Annotated in this window: 16 protein-coding genes and 4 tRNA genes; 6 read left to right on the top strand and 14 right to left on the bottom strand. The window is 67.0% G+C overall.

The window, feature by feature from the left end:
* Positions 1-12 precede the first annotated feature (12 nt).
* From pdxS to ACPXCG_RS20040, 8 genes are all read right to left on the bottom strand, one after another.
* Positions 13-990 carry a pyridoxal 5'-phosphate synthase lyase subunit PdxS gene (pdxS, locus tag ACPXCG_RS20075; RefSeq protein WP_425793876.1) on the bottom strand — a complete coding sequence of 326 codons (978 nt, stop codon included), beginning with the start codon at positions 988-990 and terminating at the stop codon, positions 13-15.
* Positions 991-1,138: 148 nt separating this feature from the next.
* Positions 1,139-1,675, bottom strand: coding sequence for an NUDIX hydrolase (locus tag ACPXCG_RS20070; RefSeq protein WP_425793875.1), 537 nt, complete (start codon positions 1,673-1,675; stop codon positions 1,139-1,141).
* A gap of 13 nt (positions 1,676-1,688) precedes the next feature.
* The gene (locus ACPXCG_RS20065) at positions 1,689-2,813 is read right to left on the bottom strand and encodes a glycosyltransferase family 4 protein (protein ID WP_425793874.1); all 1,125 of its coding nucleotides are present in this window, start codon (positions 2,811-2,813) and stop codon (positions 1,689-1,691) included.
* On the bottom strand, positions 2,810-3,745 hold the full coding sequence (locus ACPXCG_RS20060; RefSeq protein ID WP_425793873.1) for a phosphatidylinositol mannoside acyltransferase: 936 nt from the start codon (positions 3,743-3,745) through the stop codon (positions 2,810-2,812). Before ACPXCG_RS20060 ends, ACPXCG_RS20065 begins: the two co-directional genes overlap by 4 nt.
* A gap of 28 nt (positions 3,746-3,773) precedes the next feature.
* Positions 3,774-4,460 (bottom strand): phosphatidylinositol phosphate synthase, encoded by a 687-nt coding sequence (gene pgsA / locus ACPXCG_RS20055; protein ID WP_425793871.1) that lies wholly within the window; start codon positions 4,458-4,460, stop codon positions 3,774-3,776.
* A gap of 49 nt (positions 4,461-4,509) precedes the next feature.
* Positions 4,510-5,085, bottom strand: a complete 576-nt coding sequence (locus ACPXCG_RS20050) for an HIT family protein (RefSeq protein ID WP_425793870.1) — start codon at positions 5,083-5,085, stop codon at positions 4,510-4,512.
* Positions 5,069-7,144, bottom strand: coding sequence for a threonine--tRNA ligase (gene thrS / locus ACPXCG_RS20045; protein ID WP_425793868.1), 2,076 nt, complete (start codon positions 7,142-7,144; stop codon positions 5,069-5,071). Before thrS ends, ACPXCG_RS20050 begins: the two co-directional genes overlap by 17 nt.
* Positions 7,145-7,271: 127 nt before the next feature.
* On the bottom strand, positions 7,272-7,688 hold the full coding sequence (locus ACPXCG_RS20040; protein WP_425793867.1) for a TIGR02611 family protein: 417 nt from the start codon (positions 7,686-7,688) through the stop codon (positions 7,272-7,274).
* A gap of 238 nt (positions 7,689-7,926) precedes the next feature.
* Between ACPXCG_RS20040 and ACPXCG_RS20035 the strand changes: the two genes are divergently transcribed.
* Positions 7,927-8,568 carry a hypothetical protein gene (locus ACPXCG_RS20035; protein ID WP_425793866.1) on the top strand — a complete coding sequence of 214 codons (642 nt, stop codon included), beginning with the start codon at positions 7,927-7,929 and terminating at the stop codon, positions 8,566-8,568.
* A 327-nt stretch (positions 8,569-8,895) separates the two neighbouring features.
* Here ACPXCG_RS20035 and ACPXCG_RS20030 read toward each other — a convergent pair.
* Positions 8,896-8,967 (bottom strand) — tRNA-Val (locus tag ACPXCG_RS20030).
* A 212-nt stretch (positions 8,968-9,179) separates the two neighbouring features.
* Here ACPXCG_RS20030 and ACPXCG_RS20025 point away from each other — a divergent pair.
* From ACPXCG_RS20025 to ACPXCG_RS20015, 3 genes are all read left to right on the top strand, one after another.
* Positions 9,180-9,252: transfer RNA gene (locus ACPXCG_RS20025), tRNA-Gly, on the top strand.
* A gap of 24 nt (positions 9,253-9,276) precedes the next feature.
* A tRNA-Cys gene (locus tag ACPXCG_RS20020) sits at positions 9,277-9,350 on the top strand.
* 23 nt (positions 9,351-9,373) lie between these two features.
* Positions 9,374-9,448: transfer RNA gene (locus ACPXCG_RS20015), tRNA-Val, on the top strand.
* An 82-nt stretch (positions 9,449-9,530) separates the two neighbouring features.
* Here the strand turns inward: ACPXCG_RS20015 and ACPXCG_RS20010 are convergent.
* A complete protein-coding gene (locus tag ACPXCG_RS20010) occupies positions 9,531-10,382 on the bottom strand; it encodes a helix-turn-helix transcriptional regulator (RefSeq protein ID WP_425793865.1) in 852 nt (283 codons plus the stop codon).
* Between the two features lie 86 nt (positions 10,383-10,468).
* Here ACPXCG_RS20010 and ACPXCG_RS20005 point away from each other — a divergent pair, with 86 nt between their 5' ends.
* Together ACPXCG_RS20005 and ACPXCG_RS20000 are read left to right on the top strand one after the other, a co-directional pair.
* Positions 10,469-11,251 carry an SDR family NAD(P)-dependent oxidoreductase gene (locus ACPXCG_RS20005; protein ID WP_425793863.1) on the top strand — a complete coding sequence of 261 codons (783 nt, stop codon included), beginning with the start codon at positions 10,469-10,471 and terminating at the stop codon, positions 11,249-11,251.
* Positions 11,252-11,414: 163 nt separating this feature from the next.
* On the top strand, positions 11,415-11,681 hold the full coding sequence (locus ACPXCG_RS20000) for a hypothetical protein (RefSeq protein ID WP_425793862.1): 267 nt from the start codon (positions 11,415-11,417) through the stop codon (positions 11,679-11,681).
* A gap of 54 nt (positions 11,682-11,735) precedes the next feature.
* On the opposite strand, the gene ACPXCG_RS19995 is transcribed toward ACPXCG_RS20000, so the two are convergent.
* From ACPXCG_RS19995 to ACPXCG_RS19980, 4 genes are all read right to left on the bottom strand, one after another.
* The gene (locus ACPXCG_RS19995) at positions 11,736-12,746 is read right to left on the bottom strand and encodes an alpha/beta hydrolase (protein WP_425793860.1); all 1,011 of its coding nucleotides are present in this window, start codon (positions 12,744-12,746) and stop codon (positions 11,736-11,738) included.
* 234 nt (positions 12,747-12,980) lie between these two features.
* Positions 12,981-14,342, bottom strand: coding sequence for a phosphotransferase family protein (locus ACPXCG_RS19990; protein WP_425793859.1), 1,362 nt, complete (start codon positions 14,340-14,342; stop codon positions 12,981-12,983).
* Between the two features lie 8 nt (positions 14,343-14,350).
* Positions 14,351-15,544: an acyl-CoA dehydrogenase family protein gene (locus ACPXCG_RS19985; protein ID WP_425794018.1), complete on the bottom strand. Its 1,194-nt coding sequence runs from the start codon at positions 15,542-15,544 to the stop codon at positions 14,351-14,353.
* Between the two features lie 229 nt (positions 15,545-15,773).
* Positions 15,774-16,400 carry a TetR/AcrR family transcriptional regulator gene (locus tag ACPXCG_RS19980; protein WP_425793858.1) on the bottom strand — a complete coding sequence of 209 codons (627 nt, stop codon included), beginning with the start codon at positions 16,398-16,400 and terminating at the stop codon, positions 15,774-15,776.
* Positions 16,401-16,457 lie beyond the last annotated feature (57 nt).

Below are 16,457 nucleotides of genomic sequence, written 5' to 3'. Positions count from 1 at the left end.
GGCAGATCGGACTTACCAGCCCCGCTCTGCGAGTCGGTGTGGCTGCGGGATGTCGTCGACGTTGATCCCGACCATCGCCTCTCCCAGGCCGCGCGAGACCTTGGCCAGCACATCCGGATCGTCGTGGAACGTGGTCGCCTGCACGATCGCGGCCGCCCGCTGCTCCGGATTGCCCGACTTGAAGATGCCCGAACCGACGAACACGCCCTCGGCGCCGAGCTGCATCATCATCGCGGCGTCGGCCGGGGTGGCGATACCGCCCGCGGTGAACAGCGTGACCGGCAGCTTGCCTGCCTCGGCGACCTCGACGACGAGATCGTAGGGCGCTTGCAGTTCCTTTGCCGCGACGAACAATTCGTCCTTCGGCAGCGACGTGAGCCGCCGGATCTCGTCGCGGATCTTGCGCATGTGCGTCGTCGCATTCGATACGTCGCCGGTACCGGCCTCGCCCTTGCTGCGGATCATCGCCGCGCCCTCGGTGATCCGTCGCAACGCCTCACCGAGATTGGTGGCACCACACACGAAAGGCACCGTGAACTGCCACTTGTCGATGTGGTTCGCGTAGTCGGCGGGTGTCAGGACCTCGGACTCGTCGACGTAGTCCACGCCGAGACTCTGGAGGATCTGCGCCTCCACGAAATGACCGATCCGCGCCTTGGCCATCACCGGGATGGAGACCTTCGAGATGATCTCGTCGATCATGTCCGGGTCGCTCATGCGCGACACGCCGCCCTGCGCCCGGATGTCGGCGGGCACGCGCTCGAGGGCCATGACCGCGACCGCTCCGGCGTCCTCGGCGATCTTCGCCTGCTCCGGGGTGACGACGTCCATGATGACGCCACCCTTGAGCATCTCCGCCATGCCGCGCTTCACCCGGGCCGTTCCCTGCCCAACGGTCGGTGCCGGATCGCGATGTCCGTTCCCGTCCGTGCCGTTGAGGGTGTTCGGGGCGTCCGGTCCGGGAGTGTTCCCTGACTGGAATTGACTCACTGTGATGTCTCCTGATGTCGTCATTCCGGCACCGGGTGCCGGGTCCGCATGACGCGGTTGCCCCACAAGTCTAGGCGAGCCACAGGACAGCGGTCATCGTCGGTCACCCATCCGACCTGGTACGGCCGCACACCCCCTGCGCCGCCTCTCAGCCGGGGCCGCTGGGGGTGACGCGTTCGATGATCTCGAAGTACTGCGGCAGCTCGGCGGTACCACCGAGGCGCAACCACCGGACCAGCCGACGTTCGGCCAGGTTGCGGGTGTCACGCACGGCGTCGTTGTAGAACCGTCGAGCCATCATCACGCGGGTCTCGGAATCGGCCAGCTCCACGACCAGGCCCTGCGGCCTGGTCTGTGTGTCGGTCTGCGCGAGGAGCGCCGACACCCGGTTCTCCGACTGTTCACGGGCGTGCGCCGGCGCATGCTCGGCATGGTCGGCCGCCGCGGCCAGCGCTTGTCCTGCCGACCGTGTCTCCTCGTCGTAGCTGACGACCATTCCCGACGCGATCGCCCGCGCCACCACCGCCCGCCTCGCCAGCGCCGCATCGAGCGCCTGACGTGCGAGATCCACCCGGACGTTGAGCCGGTCGAGACGATTCGCGGTCTGGAACGCCCACCCGCCGGCCAGGACGGCAAGCAAGATGATCACCCCGATCACGAGGATCGTGAGGCCCGATATCGTCATCTGCCCACCTCCTTCAATCGGACACGACGACCGGCCCGGTGCCGACCGTCACCGTGTCGTAGACACGTAGGATCTGGTCGGCCACCCGCGACCAGTCGTACCGGTCGGCACGTCGTCGGCCGGCTCTCACCAACTCTTCCCGGGCCTCGTCGTCGCCGAGCAGTTCGATGACCGCGGCGCCCAGCGCATCCGGTGATCCGGTCGACACCAGTCGTCCGGCCCGACCGTCGTCGAGGACGCGCCGGAACGCATTCAGGTCGCTGGCCACCACGGCCGCCCCCGCGGCCATGGCTTCCACGAGCACAATGCCGAAGCTCTCCCCGCCGAGGTTGGGGGCGCAGTAGACATCCGCCGAACGCAGCGCACGCGCCTTGGTCGCATCGTCGACCTGGCCGAGGAAGACGAGATGTGACGCCAGTGATCCGGCACGGCGCCGCAGTGCGCGCTCGCTGCCGCCACCGACAATCAGCACCCGCACGTCGGGGAACTCCACCACGATCGACGGCAGCGCGCGCATCAGGATGTCGATCCCCTTGCGCGGCTCGTCGTAGCGCCCGAGGAACAGGATCGTGTGCCCTGGCCACGGATAGCCGTCCAGCGGTTCGGCATCGGCGAACCCGCCCACGTCGATGCCGTTGGGGATCTCCACCGCGTCGGACCCCAGCGACTCCATCTGCCAGCGGCGCGCGAGTTCGGAAACGGCGATCTTTCCCGAGATCCGCTCGTGGTACGGCCGAAGGATGCCCTGGAAGACGGTCAGCCACATCGAACGCGTCGTCGATGTGTGGAAGGTCGTCACGATCGGGCCGGACGCGACCATCAACGACAACATCGAGATGCTCGGTGCGTTCGGTTCGTGCACGTGCAAAACGTCGAAGCCGCTCTCGTCGACCCACTTACGCAGGCGCAGATAGCCCGTCGGGCTGAAGCTCACCCGGGAGACGGACCCGTTGTACGGGATCGCGAGCGCGGGACCCGCCGAGACCACGTAGTCGGGCAGGCGCCCCTCGTCCGCTGACGGCGCCAGCACGCTGACCTCGTGTCCGCGTCCGATGAACACCTGCGCGAGTTCGACGACATGCGCCTGCACGCCACCGGGGACGTCGAAGGAGTACGGGCAGACCATCCCTATTCTCACCGGCCCGACTCCTCGGTCGCGGAGTCGCCCTCGATACGCGCCCGTCGTTCCGACGACCAGTCGGCCTCCCACAGCGGCTGGAGCATGTGCCAGTCCTGCGGATGTGCGGCGATGTTCTTCTCGAACACGTTCGCCAACGCCTGCGTCGCCGGTCCCACACCGCCCGACACGTCGATCGGGGTCCCGACGGAGATCATCGAGTTCGGTGCGTCGGTGAACCAGTGGTGCACCGGTAACAGCGCCGCGCCCGTCTCGATGGCCAGCTTCGCCGACCCCGCGGGCATCCGAGTCTTCTCACCGAAGAAGGTCACCGGCACCCCGTGCCGCGCGAGATCCCGTTCGCCCAGCAGGCAGATGACGCCACCCGCCCGCAACCTCTCGGCGAGGCGCGCGAACGGTGGCTCCTCGCCGCCGCTGAGCGGGAAGATCTCGAATCCCAGGGATTCCCGGTATTCGACGAACCGTCTGAACAGCGACTCCGGTTCGAGGCGCTCGGCGACCGTCGCGAAGTCTCCGCGGTTCTGCACGAGCCAGACCCCGGCCATGTCCCAGTTCCCAGTGTGCGGGAGGGCCAGGATCACCCCCTGCCCGGCCGAGATGGCGGCATCGAGGACGACCTGGTCGGGTCCGGGGACCGTCACCGTCGCCGCCGTCGCGGCGAGATCCTGGACCGGCAGCCGGAATGCCTCGCACCAGTACCGGGCATAGGAACGCACCGCGGCGGCGACGAGGTCGTCGGGCACTTCCTCCGGCGTGGTGCCCACCACCCGGGCGAGATTCCGGCGCAGTTGCGCGGGCCCGCCCTTGCGACGTCCGGCGAGATCGCCGAAGCGGTCGAACAGCCCCCGTGCCACCGATTCCGGCGCATAGCGCACCGCTGCCCAGCCGGCCGCGTACCCCAGGCCTGCCATCGTGCCCGTGACCGAGCTCATCGGGCCCTCTCCCCCGTCACCATGTGTGTCAGTGCGCTCCGGCCTGCGGCTGCGTGCCCGTCGTCGGCGGTTCGTCGTCGTCGGCGTTCTGGGTGGCGAGCGGGATCAGATCCCGCGCGCCCGGCGAGGAGTAGATCGACCACATCCGCTGGCCGACGGTGATGACCGACAACCCGGCGAGCGCCCAGACCGCCACGTGCACAGCCCAATCCAGCCCCAGCCCGGTGAGGCCGGTGCCGACCAGGACGATGATCAGCCGGTCGGGACGCTCGATCCACCCACCGTCGCCGTTGAGCCCGCTCGCCTCCGCCCGCGCCTTCGCGTACGAGATGACCTGGGAGGTGACCAGACAGATCAGGGTGGCGATCAGCAGCAGTCGATGCGGCTCGGTCACCGCGCACCACCATGCCAGTCCGGCGAAGATCGCTCCGTCGGCGACACGATCACAGGTGCTGTCCAGCACCGCACCGAACCTGGTGCCGCCACCGCGGGCACGGGCCATCGCGCCGTCGAGCATGTCGAACATCACGAAGAGCCAGATCACCAGGGTGCCGGCGAAGAGATACCCCATCGGGAACAGTGTCAGCGCCGCCGCGATGGTGGCCGCGGTGCCGATCAGGGTCATGATGTCCGGACTGAGGCCGGTACGAAGCAGTGCGCGTCCGAGGGGCAATGTCACCTTGGATACCGAGGACCGGCCCCGGATGCTCAGCATCTGACCGCTCCTTTCCTCCCCCGCCCGGCCGGAATCGACGCTGTCGGTGTCACGGCTGGTCCAGCCACGCGTCGGCGAGCAGCGAACGGGTGTCGCGCAGCAACTGTGGCATGACTTTCGTCTCCCCGACAACCGTGATGAAGTTCGCGTCGCCGATCCAGCGCGGCACGATGTGCTGATGGAGGTGTTCGGCGAGTGAGCCGCCTGCGGCGTAACCGAGGTTCAGACCGACGTTGAACGCGTTGGGATTCGACACCGACTTGATGGTGCGGATCATCCGCTGCGTGAACGACATCAGTTCGTCGGACTCTTCGGCCGTCAGGTTTTCGAGGTCGGCCACCTGGCGATACGGGACGATCATGGTGTGGCCCGGGTTGTACGGATAGAGATTGAGCACCGCGTAGACCGCGGCCCCCCGTGCCACCACCAGCCCGTCCTCGTCGGACATCAGCGGGATGTCGAGGAACGGATGTCCCGTCGATTTCGCCGAGGGCGGCGGATCGGACGTGATGTAGGTCATCCGGTGCGGGCTCCAGAGACGCTGCAGCCGATCCGGGTCCCCGGTTCCGCAGTCACGGATCTCCCGATCGCCGGCGGCGTCGGCCTGCTCAGCCATCGGCGGCATTCGATCCGTCGACCCCGTGGTCGAGGCTGTCCGACGTGGGTGAGTCGTTGCGGCGCTCGGTCACCCAGACCGCGATGAGTTCGACGGCACTGGCCACCGGCACCCCGTTGACCTGGGAGCCGTCGCGGAACCGGAAACTCACCGCGTCGGCGTTCACGTCGCGTTCGCCCGCGAGGAGCATGAACGGCACCTTGCCCGTGGTGTGGTTGCGGATCTTCTTCTGCATCCGGTCGTCGGAATGGTCGACCTCGGCGCGGATGCCCCGCTTCTTGAGCTCGTCGACGACGGCCTGCAGGTGATCCGCGAAGGCCTCGGCGACCGGGATACCGACCACCTGGACAGGCGCCAGCCACGCCGGGAAGGCGCCCGCGTAGTGCTCGGTGAGGACTCCGAAGAAGCGCTCGATGGAGCCGAACAGGGCGCGGTGGATCATCACCGGCCGATGCTTGGCGCCGTCGGAACCGGTGTACTCGAGTTCGAATCGTTCGGGCTGGTTGAAGTCGAGCTGGATGGTCGACATCTGCCAGTTGCGCCCGAGCGCATCTTTCACCTGAACCGAGATCTTCGGGCCGTAGAACGCCGCGCCGCCGGGATCCGGCACCAGGTCGAGGCCCGATTCGCGGGCCACCTCGGCGAGCGTCTCGGTGGCGATCTCCCACGACTCGTCGTCGCCGACGAACTTCTTCGGGTCCTTGGTGGACAGCTCGAGGTAGTAGTCGTCGAGGCCGTAGTCCTTGAGCACATCGAGCACGAACGTCAGCAGTGACCGCAACTCGTCGCGCATCTGGTCGCGGGTGCAGTAGATGTGCGCGTCGTCCTGGGTCATGCCGCGCACCCGGGTCAGACCGTGGATGACGCCCGACTTCTCGTATCGGTAGACCGACCCGAACTCGAAGAGCCGCAACGGCAGTTCCCGATACGACCGACCGCGCGACCGGAAGATCAGGTTGTGCATCGGGCAGTTCATCGGCTTGAGGTAGTAGTCCTGCGCCGGTTTGCGCACGGTGCCGTCGTCGTTGAGCTCGGCGTCGAGCTGCATCGGCGGGAACATGCCGTCGGCGTACCAATCCAGGTGGCCGGAGACCTCGTAGAGATGACCCTTGGTGATGTGTGGGGTGTTGACGAACTCGTAACCGGCATCGATGTGGCGCCGACGCGAGTAGTCCTCCATCTCGGTGCGGATGATGCCGCCCTTGGGATGGAAGACGGGCAGACCGGAACCCAGTTCGTCCGGGAAGCTGAACAGGTCGAGCTCCGCGCCGAGTCTGCGGTGGTCCCGTCGTTCGGCTTCGGCGAGCAGTTCGAGATAGGCGTCCTGGGCTTCCGCGGACTCCCAGGCCGTGCCGTAGATCCGCTGCAGATCGGCGTTGTCCTGATCACCTCGCCAATAGGCCGCGGAGCTACGGGTCAGCTTGAAAGCGGAGATGTACTTGGTCGTCGGCACATGCGGACCCCGACACAGGTCGCACCAGATGAGTTCGCCGGTGCGCGGATTCAGGTTGTCGTAGGCGGTCAGTTCCGCCCCGCCGACCTCCATGACCTCGCTGTCGGCGGCGGCGCCCTTGTCGTCGATCAGTTCGAGCTTGTACGGCTCGGCGGACAGCTCCATCCGCGCCTGGTCCTTCGACGAGTAGACCCGCCGCGAGAACCGCTGTCCCGCCTTGATGATCTGCTTCATCTTCTTCTCGAGGGCGGTGATGTCCTCGGGGGTGAACGGCTCAGCGACGTCGAAGTCGTAGTAGAAGCCGTCTTTGATCGGCGGCCCGATCCCCAGCTTTGCGTTCGGGAACAGTTCCTGCACGGCCTGTGCCAGGACGTGCGCGCACGAATGCCGGATCACGCTGCGCCCGGCCTCGGTGTTCGCGGCGACGGGCTCGACGTCGGTGTCGAGATCCGGGGTCCACGAGAGGTCGCGCAGTTGCCCGGCCGCGTCGCGGACCACGACGATCGCGTCCGGCCCCTTGTTGGGCAGGTCGTGATCGCGAAGCGCCGTACCCGCGGTGGTCCCGGCCGGCACACGGATGGTGGCGGGGGTGGTCACCTGGAGATCGTCGGGCACGAGGACGCTCCTCAGCAGTCAGAACACGATGGACGTGTCGAGGCGGGTTGGTTGCGCCTCTGATCGTATCTGCGCCTGTTCGACGACCCGCATCCGCCGACCCGTTCGGCGCGGCGCACCCGCGTCGTCAGGACAGGATGGGGCTCGCGAGCCAGTCGGCGTCGATGTTCACCCAACCGGCGACCATCCCGATCGCGCCCAGCAGCCACAAGGTGACGACGACGATCGCGGCGGTCCCCAGCCACGCGACGGCCTGCACCGACCAGTGCTGACGCTGCATCCAGTCCATGAATGCGTCGTACTTACCCCGGGCGAAGGTCAGCACGCGGTGCGCCCAGGCGAACTCCGAGGCCAGGATGCCGAGCCCGAGGAACACGATCAGCCAGCCGGGACCCGGATACGGGATGGCGACGATGCCGCACGCGAGCACCAACGTGCCCACCACACCCACTGCGAGGCGATACACGCGGTGCAGTTTCGGGTTGCGACGGATGATGTAACGCCGCTGGCGGCCCCACAGACGCAACCGCTTCCAGGCCGACATTTTCCCCGCTTCGCTACCGCCCGACCGAATTTGCCCGTCAAGCCTACGCGACGGCTACCGGCGCCGGCGCGTCGGCGGACCCGCTACCTGACCTGCGCCGGGTGGTGACCGCCCGGGCTGCCTCGAAGCGGACAGTCGGGCAGCGATTCCAGGGGGGGGTCTACCGGCCGTGCGCCGCAGGTTATTTCACTCATCCGGTCGACTGAGCCGCGAGTCACCCACACGTAGGATCTGGGTCATGTCGGGACGGTGCGATCGGTGGGGCGCCAGAGGCCGGTTGGTGGGATCGTTGATCCTGATCGTTGCGGTCGTGGGCGGTGGCTACTGGCTCAAGACCCGTGACAACGGCGAGCACTGGGACGACGTCGAGGTCGGTCAGTGTGTGAGTGGATTCGACAACCCGGTCGTCGCGAACATGATGCGCGGCGGCCATGCCGCCAACACCGCCCTCAATTGTTCCTCACCCAAGGCCGGATACGTGGTGGTGTCGCACACGTTCGAGAGGACGACCACGTGCGCGGACCGGGACAAGGGCAAGACCGCCTTCGGACGCTACGTGATCAAGGACTTCGACGGTCGACATACCTCGACGATGACGTTCTACGGCGCGATGTGCCTGGCCCCCAATCTGCACGTCGGGAGTTGCTACTCGCCCGGTAGTGAGCGCGGGAACCTGGTGGCGGTCTCGCCGGAATGCGATCTGACGACGTGGCAGGTGACCCGCCGCATCGCCGTCTCTGACATCAACCGATGTTCACCCGCCTCCGGACTCGTACTCCGTCAGCCGCCGGTGACCTACTGCGAAATCGTCCACAGCGATCCCGAAGCACCGGAGTTCGAGCGTAAGCACATGGTCACGGGGCCGCCGCCGGGCGGGTGATTTACGGCGACGGCGTCGGAGCGCCGCACTCTGCGGCAAGTGGGCGTGGTGTCACATCGAGCGGACGTGAATCCAGCGCCCGCGGTCACACATGAGGCCTTTGCCCTCTGGGTCGCGTGCGAGGCGGAAGGCCTTGCCAGAGCACGCGGTTCCCGCGTTGCGCAATGTCGGATCGACCGCCACGGTACATACCCACTGATATCCGCCGCGGTGTCCCACATAAGCGCAAAGGGTCGGTTTCCTGGCCTGGGTGCCGACCCCGGCCCGGAAGACAGCCGACGTAGTGCAGATGTTGTGCGCGACAGCGCAATGACGCCTTTGACTCGGTGGTCCCGGCTGGGATCGAACCAGCGACCTTCCCGGTGTGAACGGGACGCTCTTCCACTGAGCCACGGGACCGCGCTCGGCGCGCTCGGCGCCAGTGCACGAGGAGGAAGATTACACGGGTTGGCATGCGGAACCCAAATCCCCACCCTGTCGTCGTGTCGTCATGTTTCACCGGCATGACGCGATGCGCTGACCAGGCGATTTGGCTAGGTGTGGAGTGGTCCGATAGTGTTCTGCTTCGCGTCGAGAGCAACAAAAGATCCACAAGATCAGCTCCCGACCATGCGGATGTGGCGCAGCTGGTAGCGCATCACCTTGCCAAGGTGAGGGTCGCGGGTTCGAATCCCGTCATCCGCTCGGCGAGCGAGTCCTCTCGCAATTGGCGGTGTGGCCGAGTGGTGAGGCAACGGCCTGCAAAGCCGTGCACACGGGTTCGATTCCCGTCGCCGCCTCCAAAGAACACCAACTTCATAGTCACGCGCGATTAGCTCAGTGGGAGAGCGCTTCCCTGACACGGAAGAGGTCACTGGTTCAATCCCAGTATCGCGCACCACTATTTACACAGTTCAGACGCGGTTTCCGAGATGATCGGGGGCCGCGTCTCTGCTGTCCGGCCGTTGCGCGTTGCCACTCGGTTACGGCAGGTAGTCCCTGGCTTGCACGCCGAGCACATTCAGAAGCGCCAGGGCCTCGGCGGACGGGGACCCCGGGGGTGCGCTGTAGAGCACGAGCGTCTGGTCGCGGTCGGTGAGTGTGAGTGAGTCGCAGTCGACGGTGATCTCCCCGACGACCGGATGACGGAAAGTCTTCGTGAGCATCGGCGCAGCCTGCACGTCATGGCGTTCCCAGAGTCGGGCGAACTCGGGGCTGGCATTGCGGAGCTCCTCGACGAGGGCTGACACGGCGGGGTCGGACGGGTACCGGGCAACGGTCGAGCGAAGCTCCATGACAACGTGATGCCGGAACTCTGCGGCGTCCGAGACCCCGTACAGCGCCGTCTCGGCGTGGGTCGGCGGGAGAAATGCTCGGCGCGCGAGATTGCGGTCGCCCGGCGCGAGTGCGGCAAAGTCCTCCATGAGGGCGGCAGCGAGGTCGTTCCACGCCAGCACCTCGAAGACCGCGGACGTCACGAAAGCGGCCGTCTGGGGTAGCCGCTCGAGGAGCGCGAGGACGCTGGGGCGGACGTCGCGTCGATGCAGTGCGGTACGGCTCGGAGCGGTCCCTGCGAGGACGTGGAGATGATCGGACTCGGTATCGGTGAGCCGCAACGCGCCTCCGATCCCGGCGAGGACCTCACTCGACGGTCGCGGCGCCCGGCCCTGCTCCAGGCGGACGTAGTACTCGGTCGAGATGTGCGCGAGGACCGCGACCTCCTCGCGACGAAGACCTGGTGTCCGCCGGCGCGAACCGGACGGGAGGCCGACGTCCTCCGGGCGGAGTCGCTCGCGACGGCTCCGGAGAAACTCCCCGAGCTCCTGCTTGTCCATACCCCGAGTATGGACGCTCGTGCGCCGATGGATCCTGGTACTGACTGTGCCTGTATCCGGCGTGAAGGCTGCCTGACGCTGTCACCATGACGAACAACAAAGACATCGCACCCATCGGCATGCTCGCCGGAAAGGTCGTGTTCATCACCGGCGCGAGCCGCGGGATAGGGGCGGCCGCGGCCCGGCTCTTTGCGCAGGAAGGCGCTCGCGTCGTGCTCGCTGCCCGCAGTATCGATGCACTGCAGCAGATCGTCGAAGAGATCCGTGCCGACGGTGCCGAGGCGGATGCCGTGCCAGTGGACCTCGCCGACCGCGCAAGTATCGGCGCTGCGATCGACCGCATCGAGCACTTTCACGGACAGCTCGACGGCGCGTTCAACAACGGTGCTGCGATCCAGCAGCCCGGCCCACTCGACATGACGAGTGACGAGGACATCGAGGAGCAATTCACGGTGAACTTCCGGGCGCACTGGACTGCGATGACCGCCGAGGCCGCGCTCATGCGACGAGGCGGCGGCGGGGCGATCGTCAACACCTCGAGCATCGGTAGCCGGCGCGCGAACCCCGACCTGCCCGCGTACGGTGCCATGAAGCGCTCACTCAACAGCATCACCGAGAGTGCCGCCGTGAGCTGGGCCCCTCACAAGATCCGCGTGAACGGGATCGCCCCCGGCGGCACGGCCACGGAGATGATCGACACGTGGGAGGCAGCGACACCTGGCATCATCGAGCACATCAACGCGTCTATCCCGCTCGGCCGGATGGCCGAGCCCCGCGAGGTGGCGGAGGCGGCCGCGTGGTTGCTCAGTGACCGCGCCTCGATGGTGACCGGCGCGATCGTGCCGGTCGACGGCGGCGCCGGTGCCTGAGGAGTGACCCGGTTTCGCACGACTGTCATCGCAGGTCAGGCACCCTTGCGAGAGTACCTTTCTTGTTGTTGCGCACCACTGCCCGCACGGACGTCCGCCTCCAGCCGCCACCGCCCTACCCTGGGGCAGTGGGAAAGATCGTCGACACCGAGGAGGTCGCATTGTGAGCTTTCAGGTCCCGGGTCCGTCACATTCCAAGATCGAGGAACTGAACGCGCTCACGCGGCCGCACGGTTTCCATGTCACGACGCCCGGCAGGTCCGCACGGGTGGAAATCGGCGGGGTCGTACACAACCTGGACAATCCCGATCGGTACCGGCTCGTCGTCGCCGCCGATGCCTCGCCGTACATCGACCCGGACACCGGCGCGGACCTCTTCACCGAGCAACGCATTCGCGATCTGATCGCACGCTGGGCCGGATCGATCTAGGCACTGGATGATTCTCGCGACGAAGACGATGTGGCGTCCGCGTCGCGCGGCCCGTCAGCGGCCGACGCGCAGAGCTTTGGCCAGCGTCGGCCACGCGCGGTGGAGATCCTGATCCCAGTAACCCCACGAGTGCAGTCCGGCACGGAAGTCGTAGGTCGCCCTGACGCCGGCCCGGTCCGCCTTCTCCCGGAAACTCATCGTGCATCGCAGAGCAACACTCTCGAGGATGCCGCCCACGGGCGACGCGATACCGGCGAGCCCGAGTGAGGGATCAGGGAGCCCGTTGCCGACCGCGACATAGATCGGCTTTCCTTTGAGCGCGGAAACACGAGCAGCAGGATCATGCGCCGCCCAGTCCGAGTCGCCCGGCGGTCCCCACATGTTGTCGGGGTTACCGCCGCGGGTGGCCACCGTTGCCGCGGTCGCCTGGCGGAGTTCGGTACTCCCCTGGTCGAGGCAACCGCTGAATGCCGCGACGCCCGAATAGAGCTCGGGATTCCGTACGGCAAGCGACATTGCGCCCAGAGCCCCCATGGAGAGCCCGCCGATGGCGTTCACCCCGTTTCCCCGGAAGCGGGAATCGATGAGCGGCGGCAATTCCTTGGTCAGAAACGTCTCCCAGCGGTTCAGTCCGAGCACCGGATCCCGCGACGTCCAGTCGGTGTAATACGAACCCGTTCCCCCGATGGGCAGCACGACGTTGACATCCTTGTCGGCCATGAATCGCGCGACGTCGGTCTGGCGAGTCCACCCGCTCTCGGTGTAGTTCGTATACACACCGCCGTCGATACCGTCGAGAAGGTAGAGCGTCGGCCGCGGCGTCCCCTGATCCCGCGGAAGAAGCACCGACAGGTTGATGGGCCTCCCCATCGCGGCGGAATAGACCGTCACCGTCGCGCGTGCCGGCGACGACATCGTGACGGCGACGAGTCTCGCCCCGCTCGCGGCGGGAGTCGACACGTCCGGTACCGGTGCCGGTACCGCCCCCGCGGACGGGGCTCCCGTCAGCGCGCCCACGATCGCGATGCACACGGCAATGCCCACGACGACAGGTTTCCGCCACATGAAGGTCCTCCCCATTTCCCCCAGCCCACCCGGCACTCCCCCAACCTGCGCCCGTCAGGGACGGCGATGCGACGACGTATGACTGTCCAGGCGCGGACATCCACCGGCACAGGCTGACCGCGACAAGTGAACCACGATTGGCGCGGTCACGGGCACTGATTGTGGGTGTCTCCGCCGCCACAACCGACACCATCCGACCACGGGGTCCCGGCCGTTGTGGACCTCACGCCGTCATCAACGATCGAAATGACGGGGATTCGCAACCCGAAGACGAGCGAGCACCGCCGCCGACATCGCGGGACGGACACCGGCCGCCGCCGGATCGACGTCTCCGGCGCGGATCGCCTGTGCGAGCGTCACCTCGTCGGCGAAACCCAGTGCCGCCAAACCATCCGTTACGACGACTTGATCTGCGCTGCTGTCGATCTCACGATCGACCATGCCGAGCAGATTCAGGCAGATCCTCAGCAGGTACTTCTCTCGTCCGCTCTCGGCCGGCAACGCACCCAGGACGTCGTCTCGGAGCGTCTCGGACACGAGGTCCAGGATCTCCGTCAGCGCGGGCCGATCGTGCAGTCTGTTGGCCGCAGCGGTGGCATGCGCATCGTGCCCGGGCTCGTCGAGCAGGCCCAGTGCGAGGAGCAGGTCGTACTCCGATTCGCAGACCCGGCGACCGACCGCCGCCAGTTCCAGCGAGTGTTCGGCGCCGCTGAGGTGCCGGTAGGCCTGAAATCGGCTGAGCACCAACCATCGAAGTGTTCCGTAGACCTCCCACCAGTGCAGCTCCTCGAGGTCGGGACGGTCGCCGGTGACGTCGCCATAACCGTCCAGCAGGTCCTCGCGTGAGCCGACCCCCGCCACCGGCGGCGATTGGCCAAAGCGCCACGCGCGCACACACAACCACCCCAGATCCTCGATCGGGTCACCGAGATGAGCGAGCTCCCAATCGAGCACACCCCGGATGCCCGAGTTGTCGATCAGCAGGTTTCCCATGCGGAAGTCGCCGTGCACCAGGGTGTCCGGCCGTCGGCCTGGTCGATGGTCGCGAAGCCATCGCAGGCCGGTCTCGACCGCGGGTCGCGGGTCGTCGACGTCCCGATAGATCGTCTCGATGAGGTCGACCGGATCGCGGTCGTCGAGCATGTCGAGCGTGTCGGTAGGAGTGCGATGGATCAGCCCCAGCACCCGGCCCATCTCCCGGGCGAGGTGGCCACGCACCGTGGCGAACTCCTCGTCGCGCTGTATCTTCCGGGCGATCGCCTCGCCGGCCACCATGTCGGTCACGAGATAGGGGGCGTCGATCCCCGGCGCGTCGTCGCCCGCGGCGATCAGGGTCGGGACCGGAACGCCCGCATCGGCCGCGGCACGCAGACAGGCGGCCTCGGCACGCATCCGGGCGGGTTCGCCATGACCCGGTGGGTCGCGCCGCAGCACCACGGTGCGCTCCCCGACACCGGAGTGCGTGCGCGCCGCCCAGGTCTCACGGCTGGCTCCGCCGGTGAGCCGGCGGACGCCGTCGACGACGATCTCCGCGCCGGTGGCCTTCGCCAGCACGGCGCCGATCCCGGCGGCCAGCGCCTCACTGCTGTCGGTCATCGTCGTGCTCACCGCCACGGCGCGGCGTCGGGGTCGCGGAGCAACCGGCGCGCGGTCGACATCCGATGCACCTCGTCCGGACCGTCGTAGATGCGCGCGTAGCGGGCCTGTCGGTACATCCGCTCCAGTGGCGTGTCGGCGGTCAGGCCGAGAGCGCCGTGCACCTGGATCGAACGGTCGATCACGTTGTGGAGCATACGTGCACCCCAGAACTTGATCAGGCCGATCTGGACGCGCGCATCGTCGCCGGTGTCCATCACCCGGGCAGCATCGAGGGTCATCAGGCGGGCCGCCTGGATCTCCGCCGCCGACTCCGAGATGTATCGGTGGATCTCACCCTTCTCGGCCAGCAACGAGCCATGGACGAAGCGGGAATTGGCGCGCTCACACATCAATTCGTATGCGCGCTGGGCCTGGCCGAGCCACCGCATGCAGTGGAAGATCCGGCCCGGACCGAGCCGGTCCTGGGCGATCACGAAGCCCTTACCCCGTTCGCCGAGGAGGTTCTCCCGCGGAACCCGGACATCGGTCAGACGGACCTCGAAGTGGTCACTCGGGTCATGACCCATCGTCGGGATCGCGCGGACGATCTCGAATCCCGGAGTGTCGGTCGGCACGATGATCGAGCTGATCCGCGAATGTCGGGGCGCCGACTCGTCTTCGGTCCGCGCGAACACGGAGCAATACGCCGCGCGGTTGACGCCGGTGGTGAACCACTTGTGGCCGTTGATCACCCAGGTCTCGCCGTCGAGCTCCGCACGGGTCGCGATCAGTGTCGGATCGGATCCGGCGACCTCTGGCTCGGTCAGCCCCACCGACGGGAGCAGGTCACCGGCGACCATGCCGGGGATCCACCGACGCTGTTGTTCCTCGGTGCCGTGCTTGTGCAGCATGATGGTGTCCTGCATGGTCACCGAACCGACCGCGAGCTGACCGAACTCCGATCGTCCGATGATCTCGTTCAGGTGGACGAAGTCCATGAACGGCACACCACCACCGCCGACGTCCGACGGGTGGCCGAGTGCCCACAGATCGAGTTCCTTTGCACGGGAGCGTAATCCGCCGAGAACCTCGGTGGAGGCATCCTCGTCGCCGGTCAGCTCGCGCTCGCGCGGGATCACCTCGTCGTCGATGAAGGCGCGCATGCGAGCGCATAGCTGGGCCAAGTCGTCGCCCGGTACGGAAGTCGCCAGGTCGGTCATCATGTGCTCTTTCTCATCGGGTCATCATTGTGTCCAGGTCGCGCGGCGTCGAACCGCCACGGCATGCAACGGGCCGATGTACCCGGAATCGACAACTCCGTGGCGTCGGCGAGGGACCCGGTCAGCGCGCTCCGGAACGAATCCGCCGTCGTGGAGGATCCGCGAACTCGTCGATCGTCATCGATCTCCCCGTTCGTCTCCGGCCGCCCACGCGTGGACGACCGTGGTCTCAATCGTCGAGGCCCAACGCGCCCAGACACATCTGGTCGAGGGTGTCGAGCAACTTCGTCTCGTCGGCGTCCTCGCCCTGGACCAACCACAGGTACAGGCTGTGGTCGACCATCGCCGCCATCGCCCGCGCAGCCATGGTGGGGTCGAGCGCGGCCCGCGCGCGACCCTCGTCCTGCCATCGTGCGATCGCGGTGGCGGTCCGCTCGATCCACTGCGCCCGATGCCGATGCCGCAACTCTCGGAACTCGGAGTTGAAGGTCGCGACCTGTTCGACGATGGCCATCATGCGAGCGTTGCGGCGATACGCCTGGTAATAGGCGTGATTGGAGGCGATCAGCCGCTCGGCCGGCGTCCGGCCCGGTGCCGACGGTTCGCGGAGATGGACATCGGTGAACAGCCGCGTACTCAGCTCGCGGAAGACCTCTTCCTTCGATTCGAAGTACCGGTAGAAGGTGCCGTACGAGACGTCGGCCTCCTGCGCGATCAACTCGACCCGGGCGTCGAGGAAGCCGACGCGCTCGAAGACCCGGGTGGCGGCGTCGAGCAGCGAGTCACGCGTCGCCCTCCCCCGCGGCGACAGCGAATCAACCGGTGCTGTCGGGGTGTTGACAGACGACTTCGCCACGTTCAAGACTATCCAAGAAGATGACATGACAGTCAAGTCATGTTCGGGAAGGAGCTC

The organism is Gordonia sp. DT218 (genome assembly GCF_049847105.1).
GTDB lineage: Bacteria > Actinomycetota > Actinomycetes > Mycobacteriales > Mycobacteriaceae > Gordonia.
This window is presented reverse-complemented; position numbering and strand designations above follow the sequence as displayed.